Here is a 16,289-nt window from a genome sequence, read left to right as displayed (position 1 = left end):
ACGGTGTGGTGCACCCAACCGTCCACCGCACTGTACTGCGAGGCTCGCCCATGACCGCACTGTTCGCCCTGGCCACCAGCCTGCTGTGGGGTCTGGCCGACTTCGGCGGCGGCCTCCTGACCCGGCGTACGCCCGCGCTGACCGTGGTGGTCGTCTCGCAGGTCGTCGCCGCGGCCGTGCTCGGCGTGATCGTGGTCGCCACCGGCGGCTGGAGCGAGGCCGGCGGGCAGCTCTGGTTCGCCGTCGCGGCGGGCGCGGTGGGGCCGGTCGCGATGCTGAGCTTCTACAAGGCGCTGGCGCTCGGCCCGATGGGGGTGGTGTCGCCGCTCGGTTCGCTGGGGGTGGCCGTGCCGGTGAGCGTCGGACTGATCGTCGGCGAGCGGCCCGGGCTCCTGCAGTTCGCCGGGGTGGCCGTCGCCGTGGCGGGCATCGTGATGGCGGGCGGGCCGCAGCTGCGCGGCGCCCCGGTGCAGCGGCAGGCGGTCCTGCTGACCCTGGTCGCGGCCTTCGGCTTCGGGGCCGTGATGTCCCTCATCGCCGAGGCGTCCACCACCGTGACCGGGCTGTTCCTGGCGCTCTTCGTGCAGCGGATCACCAACGTCGCGGTGGGCGGCACGGCTCTGTACGTCTCCGTGCGGCGCGGAGGCCGGGCGCTGCCCGAGGAGGGCGGTGCCGCCGTGGTGCTCGGCGCGCTGCCGGCGCTGACCTTCGTGGGTCTCGCGGACGTCGCGGCGAACGGCACCTACTCGATCGCCGCACAGCACGGTCCGGTCACCGTCGCCGCCGTGCTGGCCTCGCTCTACCCGGTGGTCACGGCCCTGGCCGCGCGGGGATTCCTCGGCGAGCGGCTGCGCGGTGTGCAGGCGGCGGGAGCCGGGCTCGCGCTTCTCGGCACGGTACTGCTCGCGACCGGGTGACAGCCGGTACGGGCGGGCCGGTCAGCTCTCGTCGAGCTCCGCCACGGCCAGCAGCTGTTCGGGGGTCACGCCCTCGGGGATCGGCACCGGAGCCGGTGTGCGCAGGGGCGGCTGCCAGCCCTTCTCGGCGTCCCAGCTCCGTACGACACGGGCCGGAGCCCCGGCCACGACCGCGTGGTCGGGCACCTCGCCGCGTACCACCGCACCCGCGGCCACCACCACGTTGCGGCCCAGCCGGGCGCCGGGCAGGATCACCGCCCCCGTGCCGATCCAGCAGCCCGGCCCGATGACCACCGGCTCCATCCGCGGCCACTGCTTGCCGACCGGCTGCTGCGGGTCGTCGTAGCTGTGGTTGGTCGAGGTGATGTAGACGTACGGTCCGCAGTACGTGTCCGACCCGATCGTCACCGTCGTGTCGGCGACGACATGGCTGCCGCGGCCGAGCACCACACCGTCGCCGAGGGTCAGGACGGTCTCCGGCCCGAGGTCGAGATCGGGCATCAGCCCCGCCGTGAGGGTGACCTGTTCGCCGATGATGCAGTGCGCGCCCAGCTCGATCCACGGTTCCCCGAACACCGTGCCCTGGGGGAAGGCCAGCCGGCTCCCCTCGCCGATCCGGCGGAACCGCAGCCCGCCGGGGTGTGCCGCGGTGACCGCGCCGGTCTCCTGCACCCAGCACCAGCAGCGATGGACGGCCCCGGACAGGGCGCGCCGCCGCCAGGCGGTCAGGGATGAGAACGTGTTTCTGTTCTTCGGCACGCGCTCACGGTAGTCGTCGGGCCCGCGGCCGCTCACCGCACCCGCCTGTGATCTTCACCCCACCGGCGGTCCGGCCGGTGCACGCGTCGCTTACCGTTTTCCCGGGCGGGACCGTCCGGCCGCGATCGGACCGACCGCGGTCCACAGCACCTGAGCAGGGAGGGACGCGCGATGGCAGAGCAGGCGTTGATCACGGCCATGGGCGGCAAGGAGCCGGCCATCGACGCCGACGTCTTCACCGCACCGACGTCGGTCGCGATCGGTGAGATCACCATGGCCGCGGGCTCCAGCCTCTGGTACCAGGCGGTGCTGCGGGCGGACTGCGGCCCCATCGTCATCGGCGCCGACTCCAACATCCAGGACAACTGCAGCGTGCATGTCGACCCCGGCTTCCCGGTCACCGTCGGCGCGCGCGTCTCGGTCGGGCACAACGCCGTGCTGCACGGCTGCACCATCGAGGACGACGTCCTGGTCGGCATGGGCGCCACGGTCCTCAACGGCGCCCACATCGGCACCGGCTCGCTGATCGCCGCCCAGGCCCTCGTCCCGCAGGGGATGCGGGTGCCACCGGGCTCGCTCGTCGCGGGCGTGCCCGCGAAGGTCAAGCGGCAGCTGACCGAGGAGGAGCTCGAAGGCATCAGGTTCAACGCCGTCGGCTACGTGGAGCTGGCGAAGGCGCACCGGCAGGCGTACGAGGGCTGAGCACGCGGGCCCCGGCCGCACGGCCGGGGCGCCCTGCCGTCAGTCGGCGACGGGTACGGCCGCCGGTTCGGCCTCGGCCCGTGCGGCCGCCTTCTTGGCCCGGTTCTTGAGGATCAGCATCGAGGCGAGCCCGATCAGCACGGCGATCGCGAGTCCCAGGTACGAGAACCGCTTGAGCCAGGCCTCGGCGACGACACCCACCGAGTAGATGACGGCCGTGGTGCCGCCGGCCCAGGCGATCCCGCCGAGCACGTTGGCGGTGAGGAACTTCCAGTAGGGCATGTGCAGCACGCCCGCGAGCGGTCCGGCGAAGATGCGCAGCAGCGCGACGAAGCGGCCGAAGAAGACCGCCCACATGCCCCACTTCTGGAACGAGCGCTCCGCCATGGCGATATGGCCCTCGCCGAAGTGCCGGGGGAACTTCCCGCCGAGCCAGGCGAGCAGCGGCCGTCCACCCTTGCGGCCGATGGCGTAGCCGATCGAGTCGCCGATCACCGCCCCGGCCGTGGCGCAGGCGCCCAGGATCCAGGGGTTGATCCCGTCGTGGCCCGAGGCCAGCAGCGCCGCACTGATCAGTACGATCTCGCCGGGCAGCGGGATGCCCAGGCTCTCCAGCCCGATGACGACGCCCACCAGGGCGTACACGCTGATCGCGGGGACGGTCTCCAGCCACTCCTGGATGTGCAACGCCGGTTCCTCCGTAGTGATGGCCTCATCGCCCGCCGGACAACTCCTCGGCGCACGGCGGGAAGCCTACCGGTCGCCCCGACGGCCGGAACAGCGCGAAGGGCGGTCCCGGCGGATCGGGGCCGGACAGGGCGAAGGGCCGCCCGCTCCCTCTCGGGTGCCTGGCGGCCCCGGCCGGGGACATCCGGTGTCAGGCGTTCGGGCGGAGCGTCCAGACGACGGTCATCTCACCGGTCACGGCGCCGTCCGCGCGCGTGATCTCGATGGTCACCGGGAACTCGGGGCGCTTGCCCGCGTCGAGCTCGGCGACGACGTCGGCCACCGGCCGGCCGAGCGTGGCGGTCGCGGTGACCTCACCCATGGCCAGCTTCCGGTAGCCGATCTCGGCGCTCACCGCCAGCGGCACGGCCCGCGTCAGCTGGTCACCGAAGGCGGCGATGACGATGGCGCCGCTCGCCGACTCCGCCAGGGTGAACATGGCACCGGCGTGCGGTCCGCCGACGTGGTTGTGGAAGTCGGCCTGGTCCGGCATGCGGATCACCGCGCGTTCGGCGGTGGACTCCAGGAATTCGAGGTTGAGGGTCCGGACCATCGGAACCGTCGCGGCGAGCATCTCGCCGGCGGTCATCTTTTCAGCGCTCATGAGCCAGATGTTACTCATGGGTAGCGATGTTTGGCCATGCCTCACCGGTCACCCTCTCCGGCCCCGGCCGCATCCTTCACCGTCCGCTCACGGGGGCGGCCGTAGCCGACCGGACGGCTCCCCTCTATCGTTACTCGCCATGTGGCCAGGACAGCAGCCGCCCGGGGGCGAGCAAAACCCGCAGGACCAGAACCAGAACCCGTACCAGCAGCCGGGGTACCAGCAGCCGAATCCCTATCAGCAGCCGGGGCAGCAGCAGCCCGGCACCGGGCAGCAGCCCGGACAGCAGCCCGGGTACGGCTACCCGCAGCAGGGTCAGCCGGGGCAGCAGCCGGGGTACGGCTATCCGCAGCAGGGCCAGCCGGGATACCAGCAGCCCAACCCGTACCAGCAACCGACCGCCCCGCAGTACGCGGTGCCCGGTCCGCCCGGCGGGCCCCAGCCCGGCAACGACAAGAAGAAGACGACGGTCATCGCCATCGTCGCGGCGACCGCGGTCGTCGTGGCCGCGGCGGTCACGGGCGTCGTCGTGCTGAACAAGGACGACGACAAGGACGGCAAGAACGTCGCCGACGACACGAAGTCGTCCGCGCCCGCCAAGCCCTCCGGCTCCGCGTCCCCGTCCGAGGCGAACCCGCGCGGCAGCGACAGCGACCCCAAGCCGCTCATCGCGGGCTGGAAGGTCGTGACCAACCCCAAGTGGGGCACCCAGTTCGACGTGCCCGGTGACTGGGAGGTCTCGTCCCCCGGCACGTTCTCGTACTTCGAGGACGAGGCGAAGGAGGACAAGCCGCCGCTCATCGGCTTCTCCGCGCCGGCGGACCTGAAGAGCAAGTGGTGCGTCGACGACTTCGACAAGGACGGCACCAAGGAGAACTACAGCCTGGCCGGCACCGGCACCCGCGGCGCGGAAGGCGCCACGGACGCCGCCGTGAACGCCCGGAACGAGGCGGGCACCTGGGCGTGGGGCGCGTACGCGCAGCACATGCCGAAGAAGACCATCAAGATCAGCAAGGCCAAGCAGTACACGACCAAGTCGGGTCTGACGGGCAGCGTGGTCACCGCCACGGCCCCGAACGTCACCAAGAAGAAGAAGTGCGACTCCGACGGCAAGACCATCGCCTTCACCTTCAAGAACAGTGAAGGCGCCTTCTCCTCCTGGGTGCTGTACGCCGCCGACAACGTCCCCGACGAACTGCCGGACGCGACGGTCCAGAAGATCCTGAGCACCGTGCGGCTGGTGAAGATCACCAAGTCCTGACCGGCGGAAACGCATTTGGCACAACGGGGTCATTACCGCAATAGTCCCTGGGTGACCGACGCAGCCGCCCCCGCCCCCCGCAAGGACCGCACCGTACCTGCGGACCGTAACTACCGGCTGCTGACCGCCGCCGCGATCATCACCGCCCTGGGTACCCACGGCGCGCTGATCGCGGCGGCGTTCGCGGTTCTGCAGGCGGGCGGCGACGGGGGCGACGTCGGTCTGGTGGCCGCCGCCAGGACCGCGCCGCTGGTGCTGTTCCTGCTGATCGGCGGGGCGATAGCGGACCGCCTGCCGCGCCATCGTGTGATGGTCGCGGCCAACACCCTCAACTGCGTCTCCCAGGCCGTCTTCGCGTGGCTGGTCCTGGCCGGTGACCCCCAGCTGTGGCAGATGATGCTGCTCACCGCCCTGTGCGGCACCGGTCAGGCCTTCTTCAACCCCGCCGCCGAGGGCATGCTGATGTCCAGTGTCAGCGGCGAACAGGCCGGCCGCGCCTTCGCCCTCTTCCGGATGTCCACCCAGGGCGCGGCCATCGGCGGCGCGGCGCTCGGCGGCGCCATGATCGCCGCGATGGACCCGGGCTGGGTGCTGGCCGTCGATGCCGCCGCCTTCGCCGGGGCCGGTGCGCTGCGCGCCTTCCTCGACGTCAGCCACATCCCGTCGCGGGAGCCCGGCGGCGGTCTGCTCGCCGACATGCGGGACGGCTGGCAGGAGTTCATCGGCCGCCCCTGGCTCTGGGCCATCGTGGCGCAGTTCTCGGTGGTGGTGGCCGCCGTCGGGGCCGCGGAGGCGGTGTACGGGCCGCTGGTGGCCCGGGACGAGCTCGGTGGCGCCCGGCCCTGGGGGTTCGCGCTCGCCGCGTTCGGCGTCGGCACGCTGGGCGGGGCGGTGCTCATGATGCGGTGGAAGCCTCGCCGGCTGCTGCTGGCCGGGACCCTCTGCGTCTTCCCGCTGGCCCTGCCGTCGGCCGGACTCGCCGTACCGCTGCCGGTGGCCGGGCTCTGCGTGGTGATGTTCGTCAGCGGGGCGGCCATCGAGGTCTTCGGCGTCTCCTGGATGACGGCGATGCACCAGGAGATCCCGGAGGAGAAGCTGTCGCGGGTCTCGGCGTACGACTGGTTCGGCTCGGTGGCCATGGTGCCGCTGGCCACCGCGCTCGCCGGTCCGGTCGAGTCGCTGGTCGGACGCAGTCAGGCGCTGTGGGGCTGCGCGGGTCTGGTCGTGCTGGTCACCGGCGCGGTGCTGTTCGTGCCGGACGTACGCAATCTGACCCGCCGGACCTCGTCCACCGAGGTGCTGCTCTCCAGGGCCGTGCCCGTGTCAGCCGATGCTGAAGGCACCGTCGGGCGGCTCGGGTGAGGCGACCGCCTCGTCGTCCCCGACCGGCCGGGCGCCCTTGACGAACGCGGTCACCGCGTCCCCGTGCTCCACCCGGGCCGGGAAAGCGTCGGCCGCGCAGCGGCGGATCAGGGCGGCCGTGTCGAGGGGCGCCCGGGAGGCCACGAGGACCATGTTGCCGAAGCGCCGCCCGCGCAGCACGGCCGGCTCGGCGATCAGGGCCAGTTCGGGGAAGACGGTCGCGAAGGTGGCCAGCTGCGAGCGCAGGAAGCCGAAGGGCGCACCGTCGGCCAGGTTCGCCGCGTAGACGCCGTCCTCGCGCAGCGCCCGTGCCGCGGCCCGTGCGTAGGGGACCGAGGTGAGGTGGGCGGGTACCCGCGAGCCGCCGAAGACATCGGCCACCAGCACATCCACGGAGCCGGGTGCGGTCTCCTCCAGCTGCTTGCGGGCGTCCGCCGCGTGCACGGTGATCCCGCTGCCGGCCGGCAGCGGCAGGTGCTCGGTGACGAGGGCGAGGAGACCGCGGTCCGCCTCGGCGACCTCCTGCCGGGAGCCGGGCCGGGTCGCGGCGACGTAGCGGGGCAGCATGAGGGCGCCGCCGCCGAGGTGCAGGACGTCCAGCGGCACGCCCGGTCCGGCCGCGCAGTCCACGACGTGGGCGAGCCGGCGCGCGTACTCGAACTCGAGGTGCTCCGGTGCGTCGAGGTCGACGTACGACTGGGGGGAGCCGTCGACCGTGAGCAGCCAGGCCCGCTCCCGGTCCACGTCGGGAAGCAGTCTGGCGGTGCCCTGGTCCACGTCGCGGATGACGGGTATCGACTCGTTCACTCCCCCATTGTGGGGTGCGATCCGGCCCCTCCCCCACCGCGACGACGGGCCCGCCTCCCGCGGTGAACGGGAGACGGGCCCGGAACGGCCGGACTCCTCAGAGCAGTCCGGTGACGGTGCCTGCGCCGACGGTGCGGCCGCCCTCACGGATGGCGAAGCCGAGGCCGGACTCCAGCGGCACGTCCCGGCCGAGCTCGACGGTCATGGTGACCGTCTCACCGGGCCGCGCGACCGCCGCGTCCCCGAGGTCCACATCGCCGACGACATCGGCGGTGCGGATGTAGAACTGCGGCCGGTAACCGGTGGCGACCGGCGTGGTGCGGCCGCCCTCGCGCCCCGACAGGACGTACACCTGCGCGGTGAAGCGCCGGCTCGGGGTGACGCTGCCCGGCGCCGCGACGACGTGCCCGCGGCGCACCCGGTCGCGCTCGACCCCGCGCAGGAGCAGCGCGACGTTGTCGCCGGCCTCGGCGGACTCCATCGGCTTGCCGAAGGTCTCCAGACCGGTGACGACCGTCTCGATGTCCGCGCCGAGCACCGACACGCGGTCCCCGACACGCACGGTGCCTCGCTCCACGGCGCCGGTGACGACCGTGCCCCGGCCGGTGATGGTCAGGACGTTCTCCACCGACAGCAGGAACGGCGCGTCGGTGTAGCGCACCGGCATCGGTACGTACGTGTCGACCGCGTCGAGCAACGCCTCGACGGCCGCGGTCCAGCGTGGGTCGCCCTCCAGCGCCCGCAGACCCGACACCCGCACGACGGGCACGGTGTCGCCGCCGTACCCGTGGGAACTCAGCAGCTCACGGACCTCCAGCTCGACCAGGTCGGTCAGCTCGGGGTCCCCCGCGTCCGCCTTGTTGAGGGCGACGACGATGTGGTCGACGCCCACCTGGCGGGCGAGCAGCACGTGCTCCGCGGTCTGCGGCATGATCCCGTCGAGCGCGGAGACGACGAGGATCGCCCCGTCGAGCTGGGCGGCGCCGGTCACCATGTTCTTGATGTAGTCGGCGTGGCCCGGCATGTCCACGTGCGCGTAGTGCCGGGTGCCGGTCTCGTACTCGACGTGCGCGATGTTGATGGTGATGCCGCGCTGCGCCTCCTCGGGGGCCCGGTCGATGCGGTCGAACGGGACGAACGTGCCGGTACCGCGGTCGCTGAGGACCTTGGTGATGGCGGCGGTCAGGGTGGTCTTGCCGTGGTCGACGTGGCCCATGGTGCCGATGTTGAGGTGCGGCTTGGTGCGCACGTATGCCGTCTTGGGCATGGTGAGTTCCTTGGGTGCGAAGCTGAGAAACGAAGACCCCGGGGCCCGGCCGACCCTCCCCTTGCGGGGTCCGCCGGACAGTCGGGGGAGGGTCAGCTTCGGGCGCCGCCGAAGGGCGCTGCGGCAGCGGTGAACGCTGCTGCGACATCTGCTGCGAGGGGGCTCACGGCAGCCTTCGGCGTGTCCGCGACTGCGGACTGCGCTGCGAGGAAGGCGTACCGGAACATGGCTCGATCATCTCCGACGGGCTCACGGTCCGTCGAATGATTATCGGCGGCCGGTAAGGGAGTTGGAGTGCTGCCGTCTCAGAGGTGCTTGGTGGCCTCGCGCACGGAGAGCGGCGACAGCCGGTCACGGGCGCCGTCGACGAAGTCCCGTACGGCCCGCGGGTCCGTCTTGGCGTACTCGCGCAGGGCCCAGCCGATCGCCTTGCGGATGAAGAAGTCGGGGTGGCCGGCCCGGCGCAGGCAGTAGGCGAAGAGCCGCCGGCTGTCGGTGGCCTCCTTGAAGCGCAGCTGGTGCAGCAGCGCGGTGCGGGCGATCCAGAGGTCGTCGTCCTCGATCCACTCGTCCATGGTCCGCCGCAGTTCCGGCCCTGCGGCCACCAGCGGACCCGCGACATGGGCCGCGAGCAGGTCGACGGTGTCCCACCAGGAGACGGTGGAGACCAGATGGCGCAGCACCGGTACGAATCCGGACGAGCACCGTGCGACGTGGCGGCGCAGATAGTCGACGGCGAAGTAGTGGTACTCCCGCTCGGGCAGGGCCCAGCAGCGCAGCGCGATGGCGGTGCAGTCCGCCTCGTCGGGGCGCGGGGTGCCTTCGAGGACGGTGCGGGACAGGGCGCGGCGCCGGGGCGTGGTAATGCCGAGGAACGGCGCCACGTCCTTCATGTACGCGGCGGCCGACCGCGCGCGGACGGCATCGGCGGCCGTGGGATACAGCACGGTCAGGCGCTCCAGCACGGTGTCCGCGAGAACGCTGCGGGGCAGGCCGGGGACCGGTTCGGTACTCCTCCCGGCCGGTTCGGCTCCATGGCTCATAACGGTCACATTACGGCGATCACACACGGGTGTCGGTTACTCTCCCCGAATGCTCGACCCCGTCACCGCCACCCGCCCCGCCGGTGGCCTCGCCGTGCGCTGCACGCGGGTGCTGCTGTCGCCCTGGTCCCGGTTCTCCCTGCTCGTGGCGGTACTGCTGGCCGCCGCGACGACGATGCTGCTCCTGGAGCCACAGCGTCTGCTGTCGTCCGGCTGGCCCACCCAGCTGAGCGGCGGCGCCGCCGCGGTGGTCCTCTTCGGCCTGGCGTACGGCATCTGCACCGTGGCCTTCGTACCGAGACCGCTCCTCAACCTGGCCGCCGGGGCGCTGTTCGGCTCGCAGGCGGGGCTGGCGGCCGCGCTCGCGGGCACGGTGCTGGGCGCGGGCATCTCGTTCATGCTCGGCCGGGTGCTGGGGCAGGACGCGCTCCGCACGCTGCTGCGCGGGCGCTGGATGCGGGCGGCGGACGGGCAGCTGAGCCGGCACGGCTTCCGCTCGATGCTGGCGCTGCGGCTCTTCCCCGGGGTGCCGTTCGCTGCCGCCAACTACTGCGCCGCCGTGTCACGCATGGGGTATCCGCCGTTCCTGGTCGCGACCGGCCTCGGTTCGATCCCGAACACGGCCGCGTACGTCATCGCCGGCAGTGAGGCGTCCTCCCCCACCTCGCCCGCCTTCCTGGCCGCGATGGCCTTCATCGTCCTGACGGGCGCGGGCGGGGCCGTGGTCGCCTGGCGGCGGCGCCACCGGCTGAGCGCGGAGTGATGCGGCGGGCGATGCGACGGGCCGGGCGGGGGTTGTCGTAACCCCGTTCATCCGGGGGCGATACGCTGCCCGCGACCGACAGACGATCTCCGGGCCCGCGCGGCCCTGTCATCGCACGACCGCAATCCGCACGCAGCCGACGGCGCCTCGCCGTCGGCAGTTGCATGATCACTCCGGGATGGCCCAAGCCCCATGAGCTGGTTCGAATCGTTCGTCCTCGGCCTCGTTCAAGGACTGACCGAGTTCCTGCCGATCTCCTCCAGCGCGCATCTGCGGCTCACCGCGGCGTTCGCCGGCTGGCACGATCCTGGCGCGGCGTTCACCGCGATCACCCAGATCGGCACGGAGGCCGCAGTCCTCATCTACTTCCGCAAGGACATCGTCCGGATCGTCTCGGCGTGGTTCAGGTCGCTGACGGACCGTTCGATGCGCGGCGACCACGACGCGCAGATGGGCTGGCTGGTCATCGTCGGCTCGATCCCGATCGGCGTCCTCGGTGTGACGTTCAAGGACCAGATCGAGGGCCCGTTCCGCGATCTGCGCCTGATCGCCACCACGTTGATCGTGATGGGCATCGTCCTCGGCATCGCCGACCGGCTGGCCGCGCGCGACGAGACGGGCGGCAAGCACCGGGCCATCAAGGAGCGCAAGTCGCTCAAGGAGCTCGGCGTCAAGGACGGCCTGATCTTCGGCTTCTGCCAGGCCATGGCGCTGATCCCGGGCGTCTCCCGGTCGGGCGCGACGATCAGCGGTGGTCTGCTGATGGGCTACACCCGTGAGGCGGCGGCACGTTACTCGTTCCTGCTCGCGATCCCTGCGGTACTGGCCTCCGGCGTCTTCGAGCTGAAGGACGCGGGCGAGGGCCATGTGTCGTGGCCGCCGACGATCTTCGCGACCTTCATCGCGTTCGGTGTGGGGTACGCGGTCATCGCCTGGTTCATGAAGTTCATCACGACCAAGAGCTTCATGCCGTTCGTGATCTACCGGATCGTTCTGGGGATTGTGCTGTTTGCCCTGGTGGGGGCGGGTGCGCTGAGCCCGCACGCGGGCGAGTCGGCGGGCTGACAGGCCGGCGAGGCATGCATGCAGCGACCAATTGAGTACTGCGTCGTGCTCGACGGGCGCTGAGCGTCCGTCGAGCGTCACGGCGCGACCCGGATCCGCTGCCGCAGTGGGCTCAAGCCCGCCCAATCGCCCTCGGGCATCGCATCGCCGCTCGTCGGAGTGGTGCTGCGATGTCCCGGGAGCAACTCGCCGATAGCGCCGGGCTCAGTCGCCGCAGCATCCAGCGATACGGAGCGGCCACCAGAGAACCCGCGTACAGCGCCCCTGCTGCTCATTGCCTCGGCCCCAGATGCCTCCCTCGCCCAGATCGACGAAGACGCCTGACGGGCAGGCACGAGTCAGCGCCGCCGCAGTGCCCGGCCCACCGGTGACCCATATCCGTGAGTCAGCGGCTTCTTGCAGTCCGGGTCGCCCACCGGATGCGCCCAGTCATCCGGGCGGGCCCCGCTCATCGACACGGACCGGTCGAGCCTGACGGCGGTGCCGACGATCGGCTGGTCGCAGCGGGCGCAGATCATTGCGGGGCCCGCTTGTCCTCGCGGGTGGCGCAGGCCTCCACGTCCGAGCAACAACGGGGGAACCAGGAATACGCGGCCCCACCGATCGGCCGGGCCCGCTGTTCGCCCAGGTCGACGTCCGCACCGACGGTGAGGGGCTCCCGGCACCAGACGCAGCGCCAGCCGCGCTGCTGCTGCTCGGTCAGCCCGGCCACTGGCGGTAAATCCCTCACGGTCATGGTGATCCCCGCACTGTTGACGATCGGCTATGACTGCACCGTAGGACCGGGTACAACGGTGATGGGCACGCAGTCTGCGTGCCTTGAACGGGGAGTTCTCCATGGAGCCTGGGCGCATCGGCCGGCGCATCGCCTATTGGCGAGACCGCCGCGGTTTCACACAGGCCGACTTCGGCCGGCTGATGGGGCAAACGCGCAGATGGGTGCAGGACCTTGAGGGTGGTCAGCGCCAGCAGGATCCGCGCCTCTCCGTGCTCGTCCGTGCCGCTGAGGTCCTGCGCATCCCTTTGGAGCAACTCCTCGTGGACTCCCCCGGCACGCCTCAGTCGACCACGCTGCCGCCCGCGGAGGCATCCGCAGTCATCGGCGTCCTGTATCAGCCGGTCGGCGCCGACGAGGAGCCCCCGCCGCTCCCTGAGCTCCGGCGCCGACTGACGTACTGCTGCGAGGCATTCCAGGCCTGCCACTACGGTGCGCTGGGCCGGGACCTGCCCGCCCTGATCGTAAAGTCCCAGCAAGCCGCCGGCCGAGCCGGCGCCGACGCCGGCGAGGCCTACATGCTGCTGTCCCGGGTGCTGCAGCTGGCCGCGTCGTTCCTCCACAAGTACGGGCCGGCCACCGCGGTCCAGGCAGCCGTGGTCGCGGACCGCGCCCTCGCCGCAGCCGAGCGATCGGGGGACGCGGTGGCAATCGGAGCGGCATCCCGTCGGGTTGCGAAATCCCTCAGCTACCAGCAGCAGCCACAGGCCGCCGTGGACTTCGCCATAGGGGCCGCACGCCGCCTGTCCGCCGACCTGGAGGCGGCTGGATCGCTCGGGCTGTCGACGCTCGGCATGCTCTACCTGAACGCGGCGATCGCGGCAGCCACGCCGGAGCGGTCGACGGCAGCGGTTCGAGAGGCTGTCGAGCATGTGGATGAGGCCGCCGAGGTGGCCGACCGTCAGGGTGCCGACCTGGACGAGGACTACACCCAGTTCGGCCCCACGAACGTCGTCCTGCACCGGGTGGACGTCCTGACCCGCTTCGAGGACGGCTGGTCCGCGCTGGAAGCGGGCGAGCCCCTGGGCGTCGAGGCGATCGGTGGGCTGTCGAAGGAACGGCAGGCCCAGCACCTCATCACGATGGCACGCAGTCTCCTCTTGACACGTCGCAAGGAGGGAGCCGCCGAATCCCTCCTGGAGGCGGCACGCCTGGCACCTGAGGAGGTCATTGGCCGCCAGTCGACCGTGGACCTGGTGGCAGACGTGGTGGGTGCGACTCCCGTTCCGGGCGGGGAGTTGCGTCGTTTGGCCACGCGTTGTGGACTCCCCGCATGACGAAGCGAGTCCTGTACCTGATTGCCTGCGCGGCCGGCCCTACCCAGTTCGTCGACGAAGGAGTGCGGCAGGTTCTGGCCCGCGGCTGGGAGACCTGCCTGGTCCTGACTCCGTCGGCTGCCCGGTGGTGGGAGTCGCGTACGGGCGAGCTGGAGAAGCTGACCGGGCACCGGGTCCGGTCCCAGTACAAGCTCCCGAGCGAGAGCGATGCACTGCCGAAGGCTGACGCGATGCTGGTCGCGCCGATGACCTGCACGACGCTGAACAAATGGGGTGCGGGGATCGCGGACACGCTGGCGATCGGCCTGCCCTCCGAAGCCGTACACATGGGCGTGCCCGTGGTGGCGATGCCATATTTCAACCGCGCGCAGGGTGCACAGCCCGCCGTGGCCCGGAGCATTGCCGGCCTGCGAGCGCAAGGTGTTGTGTACCTCGACGGGGCACAGGGCTACGAGTCGCATCCCCCGAAGAACGGCGACCCACGCGCATATCCGTGGCATCGGGCCATCGACGCGGTCGGCGCCATCGTCAGCCCCACGCCATAGCCTCTTCGCATGCCATTCCCCCTACGCCCGGCGGTGCCGTGCGTTCGCCGGATGCGGTGAACGCGGACATCCGCGCGCTCGGGCGGCGGTCGTCGGGCCGGCTGTTGCCGGCGGGCGCCGGGAGTACGAGCGGCTCCTCGCCGAGTGTGCGGCCGTGGTGCGGGGCGATGACGGCGAGGCGGCGTGAACGAGGAATCGCCACCCGCTAGGTGAAGACCGCCATCACCTACCTGGCCGGTCTCCGCATCGCAGGGATCTTCCTCTGGTCAGCCAGCTGACCAGAGGAATCAGTCGGCAGCTCTGCTCTTCAGTTCGGGGTTCTCCGTTCCGAGCGAACCGGTGAAATAGCGCATGTGCTCAGGTACGCAGGCGATGCATGCCTCGAAGAGGACCTCACCGCCCTCAGCGAAGGCGCGAGCCTGAGCTCTTGTCCGGCGATTCCCAAAGAAATCGGGGATCAGGAGGCCACCCACCATGTCGAACAGGAACGCGATCACCTGGGCATCCACTCCTGGTTCGCCATGCAAACCCCGCGTGCCGCTTGCCGAAGTCCTCGCGCAGTCGCCACCGCCCACATTTGATCGCAAGGCTCGTGCCTGAGCACGCGTTCAGTCAAGCGCCCAGAAGGCGGCCTCCCTCGGCCCGCCGACGGTGTGCCACTGGCCGCTGCCGGACGGGGCGTGTCCAGTTGGGCGGTGGGCGCCCCACCCTGCCGTACCCGCCAACCACCCTTCCTCCACCGCACAGTCACAACTGCGTCACCACCGGAACATGTGCCTCCCCCATCGGGTTTCACCCGGCTACGGTCATGCCTCCACGAGTCGCACTTGGGGGACCCATGCCGCATCACCAGACGCAGCCCGGTCAGCCGCAGCAGCCGGGCTGGGGTCTGCAGCCGCCCGCGCCGAAGAAGAGCAACGCCGGGAAGATCGTGGGCTTCGGCTGCCTCGGCATCGTCCTGGTTGTCATCCTCTTCGCCATCGGCGGCGCCGTGCTCTTCGCCGGTGACGCGGACGACCCCTCGTCCACCAGGAAGCCTGCCGCCACCGAGCCGGCCCCCAAGCCGACCAAGAGCGCTGACGGCAAGGCAGGCGCACCGAAGGAGGAGAAGTCTGCCGACGCGCCAGTCGTCGTCTCCGCGAAGAAGGCCACGTTCAAGAAGAGCATCATCGCGGACAATGACAACTACACGAGCGTCCAGGTCACCATCGAGAACAACGGGGACAAGGACATCGACGTGAACCCCCTCTACCTCACCATCACCGACGTCGGCGGCGGCAAGCACACTGCCGAGCTGGGCGTCGACGAGGACCAGCTCGGCACGGTGAAGCTCGCTCCCGGCGAGAACGTCACCGGAACAGTCACGGGGAAGGGCACGTTCGTCGCCAAGTACGTCACGTACACGGAGGGTCTGATCGGCGACAGCATCCGCGGCAACGTGTCCTGACGTGCACGTCCCACCCGAGCAGGACGAAAGGCGCGTCTCCTGCGGTCCCCGCCCGTGTCACCCCGACCCGGCATCAGAGCTGAGCGCGGGCACGAACCCCCTTACCGCGCGCGCCAGTTCCTCGGGCCGGTCGAGCGGGATGAGGGTGCGGCTGTCCGGCACCTCTTCCAGTCGGCCCTGTGGGAGCAGCGCCGCGAGGCGGCGGCCGTGTTCGGGTGGCATCACTCGGTCGCCGGCCGCCCAGACGACCAGGGCGGGCCGGTCGAAGTCGCGCAGGCTCTCGGCCGCGGCGGTCAGTCGGCGGGCATCGGACGGGGCCGCTCTCAGGGTCCGGACCGTGTCGCGGCGGATGCCCGGACTGGTCAGGACGGGCCGCATCCAGCGGCGGGTGGCCGCGTCGCCGTGTGCGGTCAGGCGGCCGAACGCGATCGGCAGGCGGCGGACCGGGCGCAGCCGCATCTGCTGCATGAACATCCCGAACAGGCGGGGCGGGAGCCGGCCGGCGAGTGCGAGCGTCGTGCCCGTCAGCCGGGCCGGGTAGTTGTCGAACGCCTCGCACGAGGCGAGCACGATCCGCCCCACGCGGGCGGCGCCGTCCGCGACGGCCAGTTGGACGAGGGCGCCGCCGGTGTCGTTGCCGACGAGGGTGACATCGGTCAGGTCCAGGCGGTCGAGGAGTTCGGCGACCGTGCGGGCCGTACCGCACAGCGACAGGTCGGCGCCCGCGCGCATCGGCGTGCGGTGGGCCCCCATCGGCAGGGTCGGGACCACGCACCGGTGGGTCGCGGAGAGTGCGGCGACCGTCGCGTCCCACAGCGACGCGTCCATCATCAGTCCGTGCAGCAGGACCACCGTGGGGCCGTCGCCGCCGGTGTCCTCGTAAGCGATCGTCCCGGCGGAGAGTTCGGTCTCCTTCATTGCTCTGTCCCCCTCATCGCCCGATCCCGCTCATCCTGTCGGCCTCTTCGC

Annotated in this window: 18 protein-coding genes; 9 read left to right on the top strand and 9 right to left on the bottom strand. The window is 71.3% G+C overall.

Annotated elements, in window-relative coordinates:
* Positions 1–50 precede the first annotated feature (50 nt).
* The gene (locus tag OG521_34030; GenBank protein ID WUW25512.1) at positions 51–917 is read left to right on the top strand and encodes a DMT family transporter; all 867 of its coding nucleotides are present in this window, start codon (positions 51–53) and stop codon (positions 915–917) included.
* Positions 918–938: 21 nt separating this feature from the next.
* Here OG521_34030 and OG521_34025 read toward each other — a convergent pair whose 3' ends face one another.
* Positions 939–1,676 (bottom strand): acyltransferase, encoded by a 738-nt coding sequence (locus OG521_34025; protein WUW25511.1) that lies wholly within the window; start codon positions 1,674–1,676, stop codon positions 939–941.
* 171 nt (positions 1,677–1,847) lie between these two features.
* On the opposite strand from OG521_34025, the gene OG521_34020 reads away from it, so the two are divergent.
* Positions 1,848–2,378, top strand: coding sequence for a gamma carbonic anhydrase family protein (locus tag OG521_34020; GenBank protein WUW25510.1), 531 nt, complete (start codon positions 1,848–1,850; stop codon positions 2,376–2,378).
* 39 nt (positions 2,379–2,417) lie between these two features.
* Here OG521_34020 and OG521_34015 read toward each other — a convergent pair whose 3' ends face one another.
* Positions 2,418–3,065, bottom strand: a complete 648-nt coding sequence (locus OG521_34015) for a DedA family protein (GenBank protein ID WUW25509.1) — start codon at positions 3,063–3,065, stop codon at positions 2,418–2,420.
* 190 nt (positions 3,066–3,255) lie between these two features.
* Complete coding sequence (locus tag OG521_34010) at positions 3,256–3,693, bottom strand: DUF4442 domain-containing protein (GenBank protein WUW26893.1); 438 nt, start codon at positions 3,691–3,693, stop codon at positions 3,256–3,258.
* A 154-nt stretch (positions 3,694–3,847) separates the two neighbouring features.
* On the opposite strand from OG521_34010, the gene OG521_34005 reads away from it, so the two are divergent.
* Together OG521_34005 and OG521_34000 are read left to right on the top strand one after the other, a co-directional pair.
* Positions 3,848–4,969: a hypothetical protein gene (locus tag OG521_34005; GenBank protein WUW25508.1), complete on the top strand. Its 1,122-nt coding sequence runs from the start codon at positions 3,848–3,850 to the stop codon at positions 4,967–4,969.
* A gap of 51 nt (positions 4,970–5,020) precedes the next feature.
* Entirely contained in the window at positions 5,021–6,331 is a 1,311-nt protein-coding gene (locus OG521_34000) for an MFS transporter (protein WUW25507.1), read from the top strand.
* Here the strand turns inward: OG521_34000 and OG521_33995 are convergent.
* The 3 genes from OG521_33995 to OG521_33985 form a co-directional block, all read right to left on the bottom strand.
* Positions 6,293–7,138 (bottom strand): fused MFS/spermidine synthase, encoded by an 846-nt coding sequence (locus OG521_33995; protein ID WUW25506.1) that lies wholly within the window; start codon positions 7,136–7,138, stop codon positions 6,293–6,295. The genes OG521_34000 and OG521_33995 overlap by 39 nt on opposite strands.
* A gap of 97 nt (positions 7,139–7,235) precedes the next feature.
* Positions 7,236–8,405, bottom strand: coding sequence for an elongation factor Tu (gene tuf, locus OG521_33990; GenBank protein WUW25505.1), 1,170 nt, complete (start codon positions 8,403–8,405; stop codon positions 7,236–7,238).
* A gap of 305 nt (positions 8,406–8,710) precedes the next feature.
* Positions 8,711–9,448, bottom strand: coding sequence for a DNA alkylation repair protein (locus OG521_33985; protein WUW25504.1), 738 nt, complete (start codon positions 9,446–9,448; stop codon positions 8,711–8,713).
* A 49-nt stretch (positions 9,449–9,497) separates the two neighbouring features.
* On the opposite strand from OG521_33985, the gene OG521_33980 reads away from it, so the two are divergent.
* Positions 9,498–10,211 carry a TVP38/TMEM64 family protein gene (locus OG521_33980; GenBank protein ID WUW25503.1) on the top strand — a complete coding sequence of 238 codons (714 nt, stop codon included), beginning with the start codon at positions 9,498–9,500 and terminating at the stop codon, positions 10,209–10,211.
* A 192-nt stretch (positions 10,212–10,403) separates the two neighbouring features.
* Positions 10,404–11,276: an undecaprenyl-diphosphate phosphatase gene (locus tag OG521_33975; protein WUW25502.1), complete on the top strand. Its 873-nt coding sequence runs from the start codon at positions 10,404–10,406 to the stop codon at positions 11,274–11,276.
* A 514-nt stretch (positions 11,277–11,790) separates the two neighbouring features.
* Here OG521_33975 and OG521_33970 read toward each other — a convergent pair.
* Positions 11,791–11,988, bottom strand: coding sequence for a hypothetical protein (locus tag OG521_33970; protein WUW25501.1), 198 nt, complete (start codon positions 11,986–11,988; stop codon positions 11,791–11,793).
* Positions 11,989–12,113: 125 nt separating this feature from the next.
* Between OG521_33970 and OG521_33965 the strand changes: the two genes are divergently transcribed.
* Positions 12,114–13,328, top strand: coding sequence for a helix-turn-helix transcriptional regulator (locus OG521_33965; GenBank protein WUW25500.1), 1,215 nt, complete (start codon positions 12,114–12,116; stop codon positions 13,326–13,328).
* Positions 13,325–13,873: a flavoprotein gene (locus OG521_33960; GenBank protein ID WUW25499.1), complete on the top strand. Its 549-nt coding sequence runs from the start codon at positions 13,325–13,327 to the stop codon at positions 13,871–13,873. The genes OG521_33965 and OG521_33960 overlap by 4 nt, the downstream gene beginning before the upstream one ends.
* Positions 13,874–14,160: 287 nt before the next feature.
* Here OG521_33960 and OG521_33955 read toward each other — a convergent pair whose 3' ends face one another.
* Positions 14,161–14,370: a hypothetical protein gene (locus OG521_33955; GenBank protein ID WUW25498.1), complete on the bottom strand. Its 210-nt coding sequence runs from the start codon at positions 14,368–14,370 to the stop codon at positions 14,161–14,163.
* Positions 14,371–14,711: 341 nt separating this feature from the next.
* On the opposite strand from OG521_33955, the gene OG521_33950 reads away from it, so the two are divergent.
* Entirely contained in the window at positions 14,712–15,320 is a 609-nt protein-coding gene (locus OG521_33950; GenBank protein ID WUW25497.1) for a DUF4352 domain-containing protein, read from the top strand.
* Positions 15,321–15,377: 57 nt separating this feature from the next.
* Here OG521_33950 and OG521_33945 read toward each other — a convergent pair whose 3' ends face one another.
* Positions 15,378–16,238 (bottom strand): alpha/beta hydrolase, encoded by an 861-nt coding sequence (locus OG521_33945; GenBank protein WUW25496.1) that lies wholly within the window; start codon positions 16,236–16,238, stop codon positions 15,378–15,380.
* Positions 16,239–16,289: the final 51 nt, after the last annotated feature.

The organism is Streptomyces sp. NBC_01463 (assembly GCA_036227345.1).
GTDB lineage: Bacteria > Actinomycetota > Actinomycetes > Streptomycetales > Streptomycetaceae > Streptomyces.
The sequence above is the reverse complement of the archived record's forward strand: the minus strand, read 5'-3'. Positions and strand labels throughout refer to the sequence as shown.